This window comes from Pseudarthrobacter sp. TE9888 (assembly GCF_056279345.1).
In genome coordinates this window covers 1,912,851-1,928,522 of record NZ_JBWBRD010000002.1, presented here as the reverse complement: position 1 = coordinate 1,928,522, position 15,672 = coordinate 1,912,851, and the positions used below count along the sequence as shown (strand labels likewise).

Below are 15,672 nucleotides of genomic sequence, written 5' to 3'. Positions count from 1 at the left end.
GCATGGGACACGACCACAACCACGGCCACGGAATCACTGCCACCGGGCGGCACCGGAAACGGCTGGTGGCGGTCCTGGGGATCACGCTCGGCGTTGTGGTCATCCAGATCGTCGGCGCGGTACTGTCCGGGTCTTTGTCCCTGCTGGCGGACGCGGGGCATATGCTCTCCGACGCGGCCGGTGTCACCATCGCCCTGCTTGCCGCCTGGATCGCCGGCCGCCCGGCGAGTGACCAGCGGACCTACGGCTACCAGCGGGCAGAGGTGCTCGCGGCGTTGGCGAATGCGCTGATCCTGATCGTGATCTCCGTGGTGATTTTCACGGAGGCCATCCGCCGCTTTGGCGCACCCCCCGAGGTACAGACGGACATCATGCTGTTCGCCGCAATCCTCGGCGCCGTGGCGAACCTGGTATCGCTGCTGATCCTGCGTGGGGCGCAGGAGGAGAGCCTGAACATCCGCGGCGCCTACCTGGAGGTGCTGGGCGACCTCCTGGGCTCGGTGGCCGTCATCATCGCAGCCGTGGTCATCATGGCCACCGGTTTCCAGGCAGCCGACACCATCGCCTCCGTCCTCATTGCGCTGATGATCCTCCCCCGCGCCTGGAGCCTGCTGCGCGACGTGGTGGACGTCCTGCTGGAGGCCAGCCCGAAAGGAGTGGAAGTCCAGATGATCCGCGAGCACATCCTGTCGGTAGCCGGCGTGACCGACGTCCACGACATCCACATCTGGACCATCACGTCAGGTGTTCCCGTCTTCTCGGCCCACGTGGTGGTGGAGGATGGGGTGCTCAACGCCCGGGGCGCCGACCAGTTGCTGGACAAGCTCATCACCTGCCTGGGTTCCCATTTCGATACGGACCACTGCACCTTCCAGCTGGAGCCTGCCAGCCATTCAGAACACGAGGAACACCAGCACGCCTGACCCCGACACACCCCCATGAAATTCCGCGAGGAATGACATGATTGTGGTTTATGTTATTGATGTGACTGCTGTTGCCAATGTGCATATCGTCACGTAACCTCGGACTGCTGGCGAGCAGCTGAGGGGCACCGTCGTGCCGCATCCAGAACCTCACTCCCAGCCCTACCGTTGCGAGGTCTCTGCAGATGGCTTTACCCGGATCCGGCCGCAGGACTGCTGCGCTGTGCGCCGCCGTCGTACTCTTTGCCTCTGTGGCCCCGCCCGCACTGGCGGTGCCGGCACCATCCGCACCCGTGGCCCTTCCCGCATCACCCGAGATCCCGTCCCCGGACGACATCGCCGCCGCAAAGGCAAGTGAGTCCGCCACGGCGGATCAGGTCACCGCGATCGAGCGGATTCTGGCGGATGCGTCCACTGCCCAGCAGGCGGCGTTCGCGGTGGCCATGCAGGCTAACAATTCCTACAGTGAAGCACTCGTGGAACTGCAGCAGCGGACTGAAGCGGCTTCCGTTGCCGCCGCCAAAGCAGCGTCGGCCCGCGACCAGCAGGACAGGACCCGGAAGCAGGTAGGGCAGCTCGCCGGTGATCTGTACCGCAACGGCGGCTTGAACCCCACCCTCGGAACCCTGGCCAGCGGCACCGACAGCCTCCAGCAGGCCGCCACCCTTGAGGCCCTTTCCGCCAGCCGCAGCCGCGCGTTCGAAGCTGCGGACGCCGCGGCCACCGCCTACCGCTCCCTGACCGCAGCGGCGGAGGACGCCACCAAGGCTGCCGATGACGCAGCGAAGACCGCCGAGCAACGGAAATCCCAGGCGGAGGAGGCCAACGCCGCGCAGGCCAAGGCGGTCGCCGATGCAAAGGCGCAGCGGACCGTCCTGGTGGATCAACTGGCGCAGCTCCGCAACACCACCGTGGCGCTCGAATCCGCCCGGGTGGATGCCCTTGACCGGCAACGCGAAGAGGCACGCCTTGCTGCTTTGTCCGCGGCCGCCGACAAAGCAGCTGCCGATAAAGCAGCGCAGGACAAGGCAGCCAAGGACCAGGCCGCGAGCCAGAACAGTGCGGGACAGAACGGCGGCGGCCAGGTGGCTGCCCCCGCGGCTCCCGCTCCCGCCGCGCCGGCCCCGGCAGCCCCCGCCCCTGCCGCACCGGTGGCTGCCGCGCCGCCCGCTGCACCCGCGCCGGCACCCGTTGCCGCGGCACCTGCCCCCGCCGCACCGGCACCCGCTCCTGCTCTGGTTGCCCCGGCACCTGCACCCGCCCCTGCGCCTGCACCTGCACCTTCACCTGCACCTCCTGCAAGCTCAGGCACGTATGAGGCAGCCATCTCCGTCGCCTTGGGCAAGGTGGGCGCACCGTACTTCTACCAATGGGGTGGCACAGGGCCGTATGGTTTCGACTGCTCGGGCCTGGTGCAGAATGCCTTCGCCGCGGCCGGTACGTACCTTCCGCGCACCGCATCCCAGCAGTACGCGGCAGCCCCGGTCCACGTTCCGATTTCGCAGGCCCGGCGAGGCGACCTGCTGGTCTGGGGTTCCGCCCCGAACTTCTACCACGTGGCCATCTACCTGGGGAACGGCCAGGTGGTCCAGGCGCTGAACCCGCAGGAGGGCATCACCGTTTCCACCATCAGTTCAATGGTGGGCATGGACCTGTACCCGTACGCAGCCCGCTACTGAGCTGCGACCTTGGGGCTGCGGCCTTGGGGCTGCAGGTTATGAAGGCTCCCGCCGCCGTCGTCAGCTCAAAATGTCCTTGGTGACGAACCGGCCATACGCGAGCGCCCCGAACACCGCCACGTAGCCGGCCTGGAGCAGGGCGTTGCTGCCGAACGAGTCCCACACCAGTGGCTGGCGCAGCATGTCGGCGAAACCAAGCCAGTAATGGCTGAAGAGCCACGGGTGCAGCCACTCCAGCTGCGGAAGCTGGTCCAGGACCTCGGAAAGCACAGACACCACCACCGTGGCGGCCATCGCCCCAACCGGAACGACGGTCAGCGTGGACAGGAACAGCCCGATGGCCGAGAGTCCGGCGAGGGACAGGGCCAGGTAGGCGGCGATCAGCACTATGCGCAGGAAGGCTTCGCCGGGCTGGACCACACCTCCGGAGAGCAGGGTCACCGGGCCCACGGGGAACAGTGCAGCCCCAATGGCCGCACCTGCCAGGCCCACGGTCAACGGAGCGACGATGCAGAAGGCCAGTGCCCCCGCGTACTTCACCAGGAGAAGCCGCACCCGCCCGGCCGGCGCCACCAGCAGGTACCGGAGGGTACCCAGGCTGGCCTCTCCGGCGATCGTATCGCCAGCCACCACCCCGACCGCGAGCGGCATGAACAACGGGACGGACACCAGCATGGCGGTGAAAGCCACAAACAGGCCATTCTGGGTGATTCGGTCGAGGAATGCAGGGCCCCGCCCCGGCGGGACCGCGGAGGAAACCTTTACGGCCACTGCGATGAGCATGGGGATGGCGGCGAGCGCCAGCAGCAGCGCCCAGGTCCGCCGCCGCCCGAACAGCACTTTGAGTTCCGACCCCAGGAGGGACAGACCTGAGCTGCGCGGCGTTGAGGCGGCCGGGGCAGTCTTGGCGGTTTCCGGAATGTCGGCGGGAACGCTACTGGGCAACGTCGAATCCTTCCCCGGTCAGGGCAACAAAGCGGTCCTCGAGGCTTTCACGTTCGACGGCGAAGCCCCGGACGCGGACCCCCGCCTGGACCAGGCGCGCCACGACGTCCTCCGGCAGCACCGCGGGCTGCCCGGTTGCATCCAGCGCGGCCACGATGGTCTCCCCGTCCGGCTGGGGCCGCCGTGGTTCCGGCAGCCCCTGCTGGCCTGGGCGGCCCGGACGTTCAGCCTGCGCTTCGGCCTCCCCCTGCCCGGGTACCAGCCCCAGCCCCGCCAGGACCTGCCGCGCCGCACCGCCGTCGGGTGTTACCAGCCGCAGGCGCGTAGTTCCAGCCTGGCGCAGCTCGGCCAGCGGGCCCTGTGCCACGAGCTTGCCGGCACTCATGACCGCGGCGTGGGTGCACATCTGGTCCACCTCGGCCAGCAGGTGGCTGGAAACAAAAACGGTGGTGCCCTGGTGCGCCAGCGAGCGCACCAGGTTGCGGACTTCGCGGGTGCCCTGCGGATCCAGGCCGTTGGTGGGCTCGTCCAGGACCAGGAGGTCCCGGGGCGAAAGCAGTGCGTTGGCGATGCCCAGCCGCTGCTTCATTCCCAGGGAGTACGCGTGCACGCGCTTCCCCGCCGCGTGTTCCAGGCCTACACGCTCCAGGGCCTGCTGCACGCGGGCCTTGCGCGTGGCAGGCACAGTGTGCGGGCTGGCGGAATCGAGCCGGTGGAGGTTGGCGGCGCCGGACAGGAACGGATAGAACGCGGGGCCCTCCACCAGGGCGCCGACGCGCGGCAACACCTCGTGGAGTTTGTCCGGCATCTCCTGGCCCAGCAGCGTCACGGTACCGGCGGACGCGGCAGCCAGTCCCAGCAGCATGCGGATGGTGGTGGTCTTCCCGGACCCGTTGGGCCCCAGGAATCCGAAGACCGTCCCGTGCGGGACGGCCAGGTCCACCTGGTCGACGGCGGCCTGCTGGCCAAAGTGCTTGCTGAGGCCCCGGGTCTCAATCGCCAGCTCCGCGGTCACCTGGCGTGCTCCGGCCCGGCCGCCACTCCCCCGTCCGTCCAATGCCTACCGCGCTGCTGCTGCGGCCTGCAGCCCCTCAGGCGGCACCATTCCAGCGAAGATCCGGCCGTCGTCGGTCACCAGGATATTCAGCAGGGCCGTGGAAAGCAGCCGGCCGCCGGGTACGGCGATGGCGGCCTGGGACAGCAGCGGGTCCTGGAGCAGTGGTTCGGCCGCCGCAGCGGATCCAGCCGCCGTGCCCACCACCGTCTCCCAGCCGGTGCCGGTGACGGCCACATTCCCCTTGGCATCACCGTGCATGGCGCCCGGGCCATGGGCATCGGCGGGATCATGGGAGTTGGCGGGATCGTGGGATTTGTCCGGGACCGGGAGCTCCTTCACCGTGCTGCCCGGGGGCGGGCTGAAGCCGAAGACTGACGGGTCCGGCGCGTCCAGCGAGAAGCTGGTGAACCCGGAGGCGAGGGCAGGCTTATCCGCGCCGCGTGCCGTCACCGTGACGGACAATGGCATCCCGCTCTCACCGTCGACGGCGATGGCCACCTTGCCCACCAACGTCCCGTCCGTGCGGGGCTCAAGCAGCAGGTTGTAGGCGGCACGCCCCGCAACGGATACATCCGGGCCCACGGAAACGGCGGTACCCGGGTCCACCTTTGACAGGAACTGTTGGGCCAGTTCAGCGGGAGTGTGCATCCCGGGTGTGCCGTGCGGGTCGTTCGGAAGCGCGGGATCCGCTGTGTGGGCAGGGTCCCCGGTGCGTTGGGGCACGGCCAGGTGGGCTGCGGAGTTGTCCTTTGAGGAGTAGAACCAGACGTCGTTTCCGTGGCGTACCACGTCCCGTTCGGCCAGTTGGTCCATCACCTGTACGCGGGCGTTGTCCTTGCCGTCCACGTAGATGCGCGCGGTGTGCTTGCCCGTCAGGAGCTCAATTACCGAAGCCACGCTGCCGGCGGACGCAGGACCGGACGCGGACCCGGATGGTTTCCCGGCGGCCGGAAGTTCCGGCAAGCCCAGGTCAGCTGACTGTTCCACCGTGCCCGAGAATGTGCGCACCTGGTGGCTGGCGGCCAACTCCAGGACCTGGGCCGGCGTCTTGGCTGGGAGCGGGTTGCTGGCGCCGGCCGGGAGGGACCCGACCAGGGCTGCTGAGGCGATGACCGCCGGAGCCACGACGGCCGGAAGCCATCGCAGCCACGCCTTGCGGCTTTTGGTGCTGCTTCGCTGCACGTGGATGTTTTGAGACTGTCCGCCGGAATCCAGCCTGTTGGAGCCCATAGTCCAAGACTACGCCCGCTCAGGGGGGTCCGTGCCCTTGGGAACGGGTCCATTCCGGGGGTTACCGGGGCGTTCCGGCACGACGGTTCCCGCACCGCCGTCGACCGTTATTGTTTGGCCGGTGCTGATCAGGCCGGTGGCATCCGGTACCCCGACCACCGCGGGAATACCGTATTCCCTGGCCACGACGGCGCCATGGGAGTTGGCCCCGCCCATCTCCATCACCAGTCCTCCTGCCGTCAGGAACAGCGGCGTCCAGCCCGGGTCCGTGGACGGGGCAACCAGGATCTCGCCGGGTTCCAGGCGCGCTCCAACCGGGTCCAGGATGACCCGTGCCGCAGCGGTCACCCTCCCGGCCGAGGCCGGGCTGCCGGCCAGGGTTCCGTTGGCCAGGGTTCCACTGGGCAGGTTTCCGTTCCCTGCGATTCCGACGGCGGTACGCACCGCTTCGGGTTCCGTGCCGTCCGAGAGCAATACCCTGGGGATGTGCCGGCGCCTGAGCTCCACGGCATAGTCTTGGCGCCGCGCCGCCACGAGGGTCCGCAGGTCCCGGACGGCAGCCCCGCTGTTCCCGTCTGTTCCGGCCAGGGCCTGCCGGGCCTCGGCGAAGTCCAGGAAAAATACGTCGTCGGGCCGTTCCACCGTTCCCGCCTGCGCCAGTTCGTTGCCCACCAGGAGCAGTTGGCGCCGGACTTCCCCGAGGGCCACCACCAGCTGGTACTTCGGCAGCTCGCGCAGTCCGGCGAACAGCCGTGCCCTGCGGAGCGCGGCACGCACCAGCCAGCCCCGGATCTTGCCGCGGGCGGATGCCCTGGCCACAAGCCGGCCCACCTGCGCCTCCGCGTCCTCGGCAGCCTTGCCGAATTGGGCGTCCGGTGCCAGTGCTGGATTGTCCAGCCGCAGGTAGTTGGCAAGGATCCCCAGGATGTGGGCCGGCTCCTCCGACCACCGCGGGAGTCCGACGTCGATTTCGCCCACTGCCCGGTGGCCGTACCTATCCAGGAACCTTGCCACGCCCGTGTCCAGGCGCGCCGGCAGCCGGCCCGCCTGGAAGGCGGCAGCCAGGGCGGCCGGGTCGCCCTCCATCAGGGCGGTGCGTGATTCGGCGTCCTCCTGGATTGCCTGCGCCAAGTGCCACAGTTCAAGGTCCATTTCCGTGGTGACGTTGTTGGGCAGGCCCCGGATCACGGGCTGCAGCTCATCCCAGGCATCCCCGCCCAGCAGCTTTCCGGCAACACCCAGCATGACGAACCCAAGGGCGGGAAGCGGAAGGATCGCCGGAACGATCGGGAACAGGCGCGAGCCCACCAGCGCCTCGGCATGGTCCAGGCGTGCCAGTGCGGTGGCACCGTCACCGGGAGCCAGGGACGCGTCGAACTCCCCGATGAAACGGTCCAGCCTGCGAAAGGCCGCCCCGGGCCGGAACAACGCACGGAGGAAGTTGGCGGGCACCTCTGCACGGACCGCCGCGGGCACAACGTGCCGCAGCAGCCCGAAAGGCGTCCTGGTGGTCACCGAGAAGGCGGGGTCCGAGAACAGTTGCCGCATGACCGTTGCCGTCCGGGCTTCCATGATGTCAAAGACGCGCGGAACGAGGCGGCGGCCCACGCTGCTGCGGATGGGCGTGGTGAAGTCGATGTAGATCCGCTGCCCCGCCTCGGCGTACGGGGACGGTCCTCCCCGGGGGGCGGGAACGGGAAAACCGGCAGCGGTGGCCACCGATGAGGCGATAAGCCGGACAGCCGCGAGGCCCATCGGTGTAAGCGGCCGGGTGAGGCCCTGTGCGAGGCTGAAACAGAGGTAAGCCCGGGTCCCGCCGGCGGTGGAACCTGGGCGAATCCGGCCGGCGGCACCGTTGCTCCTGGGGACCGGATAGAGCGTGGTGATGGGCCTCGATTGAGTCAGCCACAAGGCGCCATCGCCGTCCACCGCCCATTCGGTGTCCTGCGCGGCACCAAAATGTTCCCCGGCCCGCAACCCCAGCCGCACCAGGCCGGCCACTTGCCGGTCCGTGAGGCAGGCGGCACCCTGGCGGCCCGGCATCTCCCGAAGCTCAGTCCCGCCTCCGGCGGCCGGCCGTATCTCCACGGTTTTGTCGCCAGGCGTGCTTTCCAGCACCCTTCCGGTCAGTGCATCCACCACGAAGTGGTCCGGGTTGACCGCGCCGGAGACTACGGCCTCGCCCAGGCCCGGGCTGGCGTCGATCACCACCTGCCGGCGGCTGCCGGTGACGGGATTCGCGGTGAACATCACGCCCGCAGTCTCCGCGGCCACCATCCGCTGGACCACCACCGCGAGCGCCACGGCGGCCGGGTCGATTCCGAGGGTTGCCCGGTACGCGGTTGCGCGGTCGGTCCACAGCGATGCCCAACACCGCCGGACGGCATCCAGCACCGCGGCGGTGCCCACCACGTTCAGGTAGGTGTCCTGCTGGCCGGCAAAGCTGGCGAAAGGCAGGTCTTCCGCGGTGGCCGAAGACCTTACTGCCACCGGGACGTCGGACCCCATGGCCTTGTAAGCGTGCTCCACCGCCTGGGCAACTTCCGCGGGAATGGGAGCGGCAAGGATGGCGGCGCGGGCGGTGCCGGCGAGTCCTGCCACGTTGGGTGACGCCCCGCCGAGCCCCGGTTCATCCCCCAGGGCCGCGTATACACCGGCCAGTGCGGGGAGAAGTTCATCCGGGGCACCGGTAGCCTGCCGGTACGCGGCGGTGGTGAGGCAAAACCCCTCCGGAACCGGCAGCCCGGCCGACAACAGCTCTCCAAGGTTGGCAGCCTTGCCGCCCACCAGCGCGAGCATTCCGGCGTTGAGCTGGGTGAGGTCCAGCACCAACCCGCCGGATCCGTCATCGGTTGGGGTGCGCTGCATCATGTCCGCGGTCTTCCGCCGGCTGCCCGGGAAATGCGCGGTCTACGCGGCGTCGCCCAGGATGGGACCGAACCGTCCACGGTCCACCAGACGGGGGTCCTCCCGGTCCGGGACAGCCATGACAGGGCCCTTTGCGTGGTGGAGAACGCCGTCGGACGTCGATCCGAGCAGCATTCCGGTGAAGCCTCCGTGGCCGCGGGTACCCACCACCACCAGCTCAACGTGCCGGCTTTCCTCGACGAGCACGTCCACCGGCGAGCCGTCCTTCAATTCGTACTCTGCCTGCAGCCTGGGGTAATGGCTGCGGAGCCATGCCATGCCGGCTTCCAGGGTGACGCGGATATCGTCGAACAGGGCTTTGCGGTCCATGGGTGCGGGAACCCAGGCCAGGGAGCCGCTGTACTGGGGAACGGCGCAGACCACGCGGAGGGAGGCACCGAGCCGCTCGGCCTGGTCGGCTGCTTCAAGGACGGCGACGCGGGCCTGCTCGGAGCCGTCCACACCGACCACCACCACGTTCTCCACCGGCCGGTGGCCGGACTTGGCCTGTTCAGCCTTGACGCGGCGGTCCTCCGTGGCCTCGCCCAGCCGGTCCGAGCAGAACAAGGGGACCGTCACGGTAGGGCACTTGGCGTGGGCGGGCAGGGCGCTGCTGACGGAACCAAGGAGCCGTCCCACGAAGCCGCCGCGGCCGCGGGTTCCCACCACCAGGAGTTCAGCGGTTTCGGAGATCTCCAGCAGGACTCCTGCGGCGTCGCCGTTCTCCACCGCGGAAGTGACGTCGACGTCGTACGCTGCGACCTTTTCCAGTGCCTGCCGGAGAATGGCCTCGGCACCTTCGCGGATCACGGAGTCGTCCACGGTGGCGTAACCCCCGTCCAGGCCGGACGCGGCGAAGATCGGTACGGAGTAGGCGGTGACGATATGGAGGGGACGCCCGCGGCGCTGGGCTTCGCGCGCGGCCCACACCAGCGCGCACTGGCCATGGTCCGAACCATCCACGCCGACCACGATGCCCTGCGGAGCGGAACGTCTGCCGCCACCGTCCTGGGCCGGGTCCGGATGCAACTCTCGTGAGCCCATGGGGGCCGCCTCCTCGCGATACGCCTGATGTTGCGGCTATTCTGCCAGAAAACGGGCCGCTTCCTACGCACCCGGCACACCACCGGCGCCGGCAGGAACAGGACCGCTCCTGCTCCCCACTATTCTCCGTCCCCTGATGCTTAGCAAGCCTGTTCAGGGGCAGGTGGGCGAAGTTATCCACAGGCTTTCGGACCGTTTCCGGAAAGCGCCTTCACGGGACGGAATTGTTTTCTCCATTGGGCTATCCACGGCCGCGTTTGTTCTGTAGTCTTCAGGACATTGTTGGTCCGGGACGCCAACCGCATCTTCCTGCCAGGACGGTCCCGAGCCATGCGCTGCGGCCGTACTTGGGGGTAACGGAACGCGAGCCGGCGATGACGCCGGCACCTGCCGAAGCTCCAAAGGAGGGAAACTGTAGTGTCAAGCACGCCTGGGAATGCCGGGACCGAACAGACCACCACTGTGGTCATTGGCACTGGCCTGTCCGGGCTGGCCGTGGCCGCTGAACTGCGCCGCCATGGGGTGGACTCCATCGTGGTGGACGGCCTCGATATCCTCGGCCAGGCGCAGCCGGCGAACACTACTTCACTGCAGCGCTGCGACGCGGCGGACAGCGATACCCTCCGGGAGCGCAACGAGATCCTGCGCCACCTGCGCAACTACGCCGCCAGCCACAGCGTGGATGTCCGGAATACCACCCGGGCCGTCCAGCTGACCATGCTTGAAACGCCGGACCAGGCGGCACCGCAGTGGCAGGTACACACTCCCACCGGCATCCTGGTGGCAGACCACATTGTGCTCACCCGCTGCGCCCACAGCCAGTTGCGGCGCATGCTCAATGATTTCGGCATTGCCGTGGGCCGGAACGTGGCAGCCGCCATGCGGGCCATCGGGATCTACCTGGTAGGCGTGGGCGAACTCATCACGCCATCACCCAAGGAAGTTCTGCGCCAGGCCAAGACCGTGGGCCAGGCCATCTCCGCCAAGGTCAACCCGGCCAGCGGACAGGCGTCCAACGGCCAGCTCTCCGGCGGCGCTTTCCCGGCCGCGGGCGGCTTTGCGGTACTCACCTGCTGAGCGTCCGCCGGCTAGGCGCCCGGCAGGACCTAACCGCCCCGGCGGGCGGGACTACTCCCCGTCCTCCCCGGCGTCGCCATCACCGGTGAGCCTGCGCCTGGCAATGACGCCGAGCGCTACCAGCAGTCCGACGGCGACCACCGCAAAAATCACAATGCTCCACTGGAACGGCTCGCCGGCGCCCGCGGGCTCCGACGGCTCTTCCGTGGTTCCCGGCTGTGCGGTGCCCATGCCCGGGACCGCCCCGGCCGCCGTCGAACTTCCCCCGGAGGGCGTCCCTGACGCTGCGGCGCCGGACGCCGCCGAAAAGGTGAAGGTTCCCTCGATGGGGTGTGAGTCCGAGCTGACCACGCGCCACGCCACCGTGTACGTTCCCGCCGGGCCGCCCGGCCGCAGCTTTTGGATGGCCACATTGTCCACGATCTGCACGGAGCCGTCAGCCCATTCGGTTCCACCGGCGTCCTTGACGGAGAAGGACGACCCGATGCCCAGCGGCTTGTTGCTGAACGTCACCGAAACCTCGGCGGGCGGAGCAGCCAGTGCAGCCCCCTGCGCCGGGCTGGTTGATTCAGCGGCATCATGGGCGGAGGCCGGGGCGGCCAGGCCCAGTGCAGCGCCTGCAAGGACAAACATACCGAGCACCAGGCTCAGCAACTGGCGGGGGACTTGGCGCATTGCGGGCTGCTCCTCGTGTTGGCTTCCTTACAGACTAGGCGAAATTGCCTGCCCACTCCCCGCTGCTCCCTTAGGATGCAGGTATCCCCACACACTTCCCCGGAGGACTAATGCTTAAGCAAGGCTCTGCCCTGGACCGGTATTTCAGGGTCACGGAGCGCGGCTCCAACCTTTCCCGCGAGATCCGCGGCGGGTTCGCCACGTTCTTCGCCATGAGCTACATCGTGGTGCTGAACCCCCTCATCCTGTCCGGCGCGGACTCCAACGGCACCACGCTGGGCTTCACCGCCGTCGCCGCCGTGACCGCGCTGGTGGCCGGCGTCCTCACCATCCTCATGGGGGCCTGGGGACGGCATCCCTTCGCCCTGGCCACCGGCCTTGGCGTCAACGCCTTCGTGGCCGTCACCGTCGCCACCAACCCCGGACTGACGTGGCCGGACATGATGGGCCTGGTGGTCCTGTCCGGTGTCACCATGCTGATCCTGGTCCTGACCGGCTTCCGCACCGCCGTTTTCAAAGCCGTTCCGGACGGGCTCAAGACGGCCATCGTGGTGGGCATCGGCCTGTTCATCGCCCTGATCGGCCTGGTCAACGCCGGGTTCGTGCGGCGCATCCCGGACGTCGCGGGAACCACCGTGCCGGTTGGCCTGGGCTTCGAAGGCAAGCTCCTGGGCTGGCCCACCGCGGTGTTCGTGTTCGGCCTGATCCTGACCATCGCCCTGGTGGTGCGCAAGGTCAAAGGCGCCATCCTGATCGGCATCATCACCTCCACCGTGCTGTCCGTCATCCTCGAGACGACCCTGCACATCGGCCCCAGCTTCGACGGCAAGAACTTCAACCCGCAGGGCTGGTCCCTGGTGGCCCCGGCGTTCTCCGGCTGGGCTGCCCCGGACCTCTCCCTGATCGGCAAGGCCAACCCGTTCGGTGCCTTCGAGCACCTGGGCTTCGTGGCCGCCACCCTGCTGGCCTTCGTCATCCTGCTCAGCATCTTCTTCGACGCCATGGGCACCATGGTGGGCCTGGCCAACGAAGCCGGCACGGTGGACGAGAACGGCAACATTCCCGACGTCGACCGCGTACTCCAGGTGGACGCCCTCGGCGCCATCATCGGCGGCGGCGCCTCCGTCTCCTCCAACCAGATCTACGTTGAAGCCGGCGCCGGCATCGGCGAGGGCGCCCGCACGGGCGTGGCGTCCATCGTCACCGGCCTGCTGTTCCTGGTGGCCATGTTCTTCACTCCGCTGATCAACCTGGTCCCGTTTGAGGCCGTGGCCCCCGCGCTGGTGGTGGTGGGCTTCATGATGGTCTCCCAGGTGGGCAAGATCGACTGGCAGGACTGGGGCATCGCCATCCCCGCGTTCCTCACCTTCACCCTGATGCCCTTCACCTACTCCATCGCCAACGGCCTGGGCGCAGGCTTCATTGCCTACGTTTTGATCCGCACCGTCCAGGGCAGGATCAAGGACATCCACCCGCTGATGTGGGCCGTGGCCGCAGCGTTCGCGCTGTTCTTCGCCATCGGCCCCATCGAGGCGGCCCTGGGTATGAAGTAACCCCCGTCCAAGGAAGAGGGCTGGTGCGGCGTCCGCCGTACCAGCCCTTTCGCTTTGCCCGGGGCTTTGCCGGCCGGGCGCCTACACCGGGGTGTTGGGGGCGAGCCCCTCGTCACCGGAGACGGCCAGCGCCTTCCGCTGCCGCAAACGGTCCAGCCGGTTCATCAGGGGCGAGGTGGTGGCTCCGTGGATCACGATGGACAGGGCCACCACCAGCCCGACAAAGGACCAGAGCCAGCGTGCCTGGTCGGTGAAGTGGCCTTCCCCCAACGCAAAGGCCAGGTAGTACAGGGACCCGATTCCGCGGATGCCGAAGAAGGACAGTGCCACGCGTTCCCGTGGACCGGTCTTGCCTCCCAGCAGGCCCAGCCAGCCGGCCAGCGGCCTGACCACCAGGAGGAAGGCAAGAGCCACCAGCAGTTCCGGCAGCCCGATCCCTGCCAGCAGCCCGCGGGCGATGGCCCCGCCGAGCAGGACCAGGATCACCACGGTCAGGAGCCGCTCCAGCTGCTCCACATAGGAGTGCAGCACCCGGTGGTAACCATGGGTGCGTTCTGCGGCGCGGATGGTCACGGCACACACGAACACCGCAATGAACCCGTAGCCCTCCACCATCTGGGTCAGTCCGTAGGCCAGGAATGTCGCCGCCAGGGCCACAAAGCCCTCCGAGTGGTTGGAGAGCCGAAGGCTGTCGGCACGGGCCGAGAAGAACAGCCTGGCCAGCAGCTTTCCGGTGAGGAACCCCACGACGAGCCCGACGGCCAGCCGCCACACCACGTCCAGTCCGAACCACTCACCGAACCAGGCTGCGGGGTCCGCTCCGGCAACGCTGATGGCAATGGCAAGGTAGACGAACGGAAACGCCAGCCCGTCATTGAGCCCGGCCTCCGATGTCAGGCCGAACCGGACCTCGTCCTCCTTGTCGGTGTGGTCGTCCTGGTCGGCAGGCTCACCCACCTGCACTTCCGACGCCAGGACGGGGTCCGTGGGGGCCAGGCTTGCGGCCACCAGCAGAGCCGCACCGAGCCCCAGGCCCAGGAGCCACATCCCCAACAACGTCAGCCCCACGATGCACAGCGGCATGGCAATACCCAGGAGGCGCCACGTTGTGGACCACCGGCGGAGTCCAACGGGGCGGTCCAGGGCAAGCCCGGCGCCCATCAGGGAGATGATCACGCACACCTCGGCAAGATGCATGACAAAGTCGCTGTGCTCCACCGGGTTGGGACTTGGCAGGGAGGGGATCAGCGCGAAGGCTGCCATCCCGGCGCCCAGGAAGACCATGGGCATGGACAGCGGAATGTCGCGCAGCAGCTTGGGCAGGACCGCCGCGATGAAGACGGCCAGGCCGGCTGCGGCAAAAAGGATGTCGGGGGCTTCAAACATGGGCTCTCCAGCCTGGAATTGTTTCGTTGCCGGCCCGCAGCCATTGCCTGCGCCTGCGGAGCGGCCCGGTCCCACCCTATCCCCCGCACCCACCGGCGGGCCGTTCCCCCGCGAATGCCCGGCGCCTCCGGATTCTTGGATTCCGGACAGGACGACGGCGGCCGCGCTGGTTTTCGCCCCCGTCATGCGGTGAGCTTGGAGCATGTCCCTCCAGCTTCCCGCCGTCGACGTCCCGCCCCAGCCCTGGACAGGCAGGTTCGACGGCGATGGGCCCGGCCACCGCCGCTGGTGGCAGGCGGTGAACCACGAGGGTCCGTCGTTGGCCGGCAGGGCTGCAGCGGAACAGGCTCAAGGACCGCTGGCGGAACCATCCCGCCGGCAGCCGGTGACCCTGCTGGGCTTTTCCAGCGATGAAGGGGTTCGCCGCAACAAGGGCAGGACAGGCGCGGCGGCCGCGCCCGCGGCGCTCCGGAAAGCCTTGGGTCCGCTGGCTTTCCACCTGGACCGGACCGTGGCCGACGCAGGCGATGTGGTGGTGTCCGGGAAAGACCTCGAGTCCGGCCAGAAACGGCTTGGCCAGGTTCTGGTGGAACTGCTGGATGCCGGCCACCAAACCGTGGTGCTGGGCGGCGGCCACGAAACCGCCTATGCCAGCTACCTTGGTGTCAGCGCATCGTCGGCTGTCCAAAGCGGGCAGCGCCTCGGAGTCCTGAACCTTGATGCGCACTTCGACCTCCGGGACGAGGCGGTGCCCAGTTCCGGCACGCCATTCCTGCAGATGGCCCGCGCGGAGGCGGACGCCGGACGCGAATTCCGGTACGCCGTCGCCGGCATCTCGGAGCCGAACAACACGCGGGTCCTGTTCGACACCGCGGACAAACTGGGGGTCCGCCACCTGCTGGACGAAGACTGCGACGCGGACCGGACCCGGGACTTCGTGGCGGGGTTCCTGGCGGACATCGACTTGCTGTACCTGACCATCGACCTTGACGTCCTGCCCGCCGCGGTGGCCCCCGGCGTCAGTGCGCCCGCAGCCTACGGGGTCCCGCTGCCCGTCATCTCGGCTGTCTGCCGGCAGGTGGCCCGGAGCGGGAAGCTGCTGCACCTGGACGTGGCAGAGCTGAATCCGGCGTTCGACATTGACGGCCGGACCGCCAGGACTGCCGCCCGGCTGATTGACACGCTGCTGCGCTAAG

The 15,672-nt window shown here is 68.5% G+C and carries 12 protein-coding genes; 5 read left to right on the top strand and 7 right to left on the bottom strand.

Annotated features, from left to right (window positions below):
• Nucleotides 1-2: 2 nt before the first annotated feature.
• Both ACZ9J7_RS09640 and ACZ9J7_RS09635 read left to right on the top strand, forming a co-directional pair.
• Complete coding sequence (locus ACZ9J7_RS09640) at nt 3-923, top strand: cation diffusion facilitator family transporter (RefSeq protein ID WP_476208958.1); 921 nt, start codon at nt 3-5, stop codon at nt 921-923.
• A 185-nt stretch (nt 924-1,108) separates the two neighbouring features.
• Nucleotides 1,109-2,602 carry a C40 family peptidase gene (locus tag ACZ9J7_RS09635; protein WP_476208956.1) on the top strand — a complete coding sequence of 498 codons (1,494 nt, stop codon included), beginning with the start codon at nt 1,109-1,111 and terminating at the stop codon, nt 2,600-2,602.
• A 60-nt stretch (nt 2,603-2,662) separates the two neighbouring features.
• On the opposite strand, the gene ACZ9J7_RS09630 is transcribed toward ACZ9J7_RS09635, so the two are convergent.
• The 5 genes from ACZ9J7_RS09630 to ACZ9J7_RS09610 are packed head-to-tail and all read right to left on the bottom strand — an operon-like array spanning nt 2,663 to nt 9,785.
• Complete coding sequence (locus tag ACZ9J7_RS09630) at nt 2,663-3,547, bottom strand: ABC transporter permease (protein ID WP_476208955.1); 885 nt, start codon at nt 3,545-3,547, stop codon at nt 2,663-2,665.
• On the bottom strand, nt 3,537-4,562 hold the full coding sequence (locus tag ACZ9J7_RS09625; RefSeq protein ID WP_476208953.1) for an ABC transporter ATP-binding protein: 1,026 nt from the start codon (nt 4,560-4,562) through the stop codon (nt 3,537-3,539). Before ACZ9J7_RS09625 ends, ACZ9J7_RS09630 begins: the two co-directional genes overlap by 11 nt.
• 45 nt (nt 4,563-4,607) lie before the next feature.
• A complete protein-coding gene (locus ACZ9J7_RS09620; protein WP_476208952.1) occupies nt 4,608-5,834 on the bottom strand; it encodes a LolA-like protein in 1,227 nt (408 codons plus the stop codon).
• Nucleotides 5,835-5,843: 9 nt separating this feature from the next.
• A complete protein-coding gene (locus tag ACZ9J7_RS09615; RefSeq protein ID WP_476208950.1) occupies nt 5,844-8,705 on the bottom strand; it encodes a PEP/pyruvate-binding domain-containing protein in 2,862 nt (953 codons plus the stop codon).
• 39 nt (nt 8,706-8,744) lie between these two features.
• Nucleotides 8,745-9,785 carry a universal stress protein gene (locus ACZ9J7_RS09610; RefSeq protein ID WP_476208948.1) on the bottom strand — a complete coding sequence of 347 codons (1,041 nt, stop codon included), beginning with the start codon at nt 9,783-9,785 and terminating at the stop codon, nt 8,745-8,747.
• Nucleotides 9,786-10,202: 417 nt separating this feature from the next.
• Between ACZ9J7_RS09610 and ACZ9J7_RS09605 the strand changes: the two genes are divergently transcribed.
• Nucleotides 10,203-10,862: an NAD(P)-binding protein gene (locus tag ACZ9J7_RS09605; protein ID WP_476208946.1), complete on the top strand. Its 660-nt coding sequence runs from the start codon at nt 10,203-10,205 to the stop codon at nt 10,860-10,862.
• 51 nt (nt 10,863-10,913) lie between these two features.
• On the opposite strand, the gene ACZ9J7_RS09600 is transcribed toward ACZ9J7_RS09605, so the two are convergent.
• Nucleotides 10,914-11,537: a copper resistance CopC family protein gene (locus tag ACZ9J7_RS09600; RefSeq protein ID WP_476208944.1), complete on the bottom strand. Its 624-nt coding sequence runs from the start codon at nt 11,535-11,537 to the stop codon at nt 10,914-10,916.
• A gap of 110 nt (nt 11,538-11,647) precedes the next feature.
• Here ACZ9J7_RS09600 and ACZ9J7_RS09595 point away from each other — a divergent pair, with 110 nt between their 5' ends.
• On the top strand, nt 11,648-13,090 hold the full coding sequence (locus ACZ9J7_RS09595) for an NCS2 family permease (protein ID WP_476208942.1): 1,443 nt from the start codon (nt 11,648-11,650) through the stop codon (nt 13,088-13,090).
• An 81-nt stretch (nt 13,091-13,171) separates the two neighbouring features.
• Here the strand turns inward: ACZ9J7_RS09595 and ACZ9J7_RS09590 are convergent, their stop codons facing one another.
• Nucleotides 13,172-14,476 carry a cation:proton antiporter gene (locus tag ACZ9J7_RS09590; RefSeq protein WP_476208941.1) on the bottom strand — a complete coding sequence of 435 codons (1,305 nt, stop codon included), beginning with the start codon at nt 14,474-14,476 and terminating at the stop codon, nt 13,172-13,174.
• Between the two features lie 202 nt (nt 14,477-14,678).
• Here ACZ9J7_RS09590 and hutG point away from each other — a divergent pair, with 202 nt between their 5' ends.
• On the top strand, nt 14,679-15,671 hold the full coding sequence (gene hutG / locus ACZ9J7_RS09585; RefSeq protein WP_476208939.1) for a formimidoylglutamase: 993 nt from the start codon (nt 14,679-14,681) through the stop codon (nt 15,669-15,671).
• Nucleotide 15,672 lies beyond the last annotated feature (1 nt).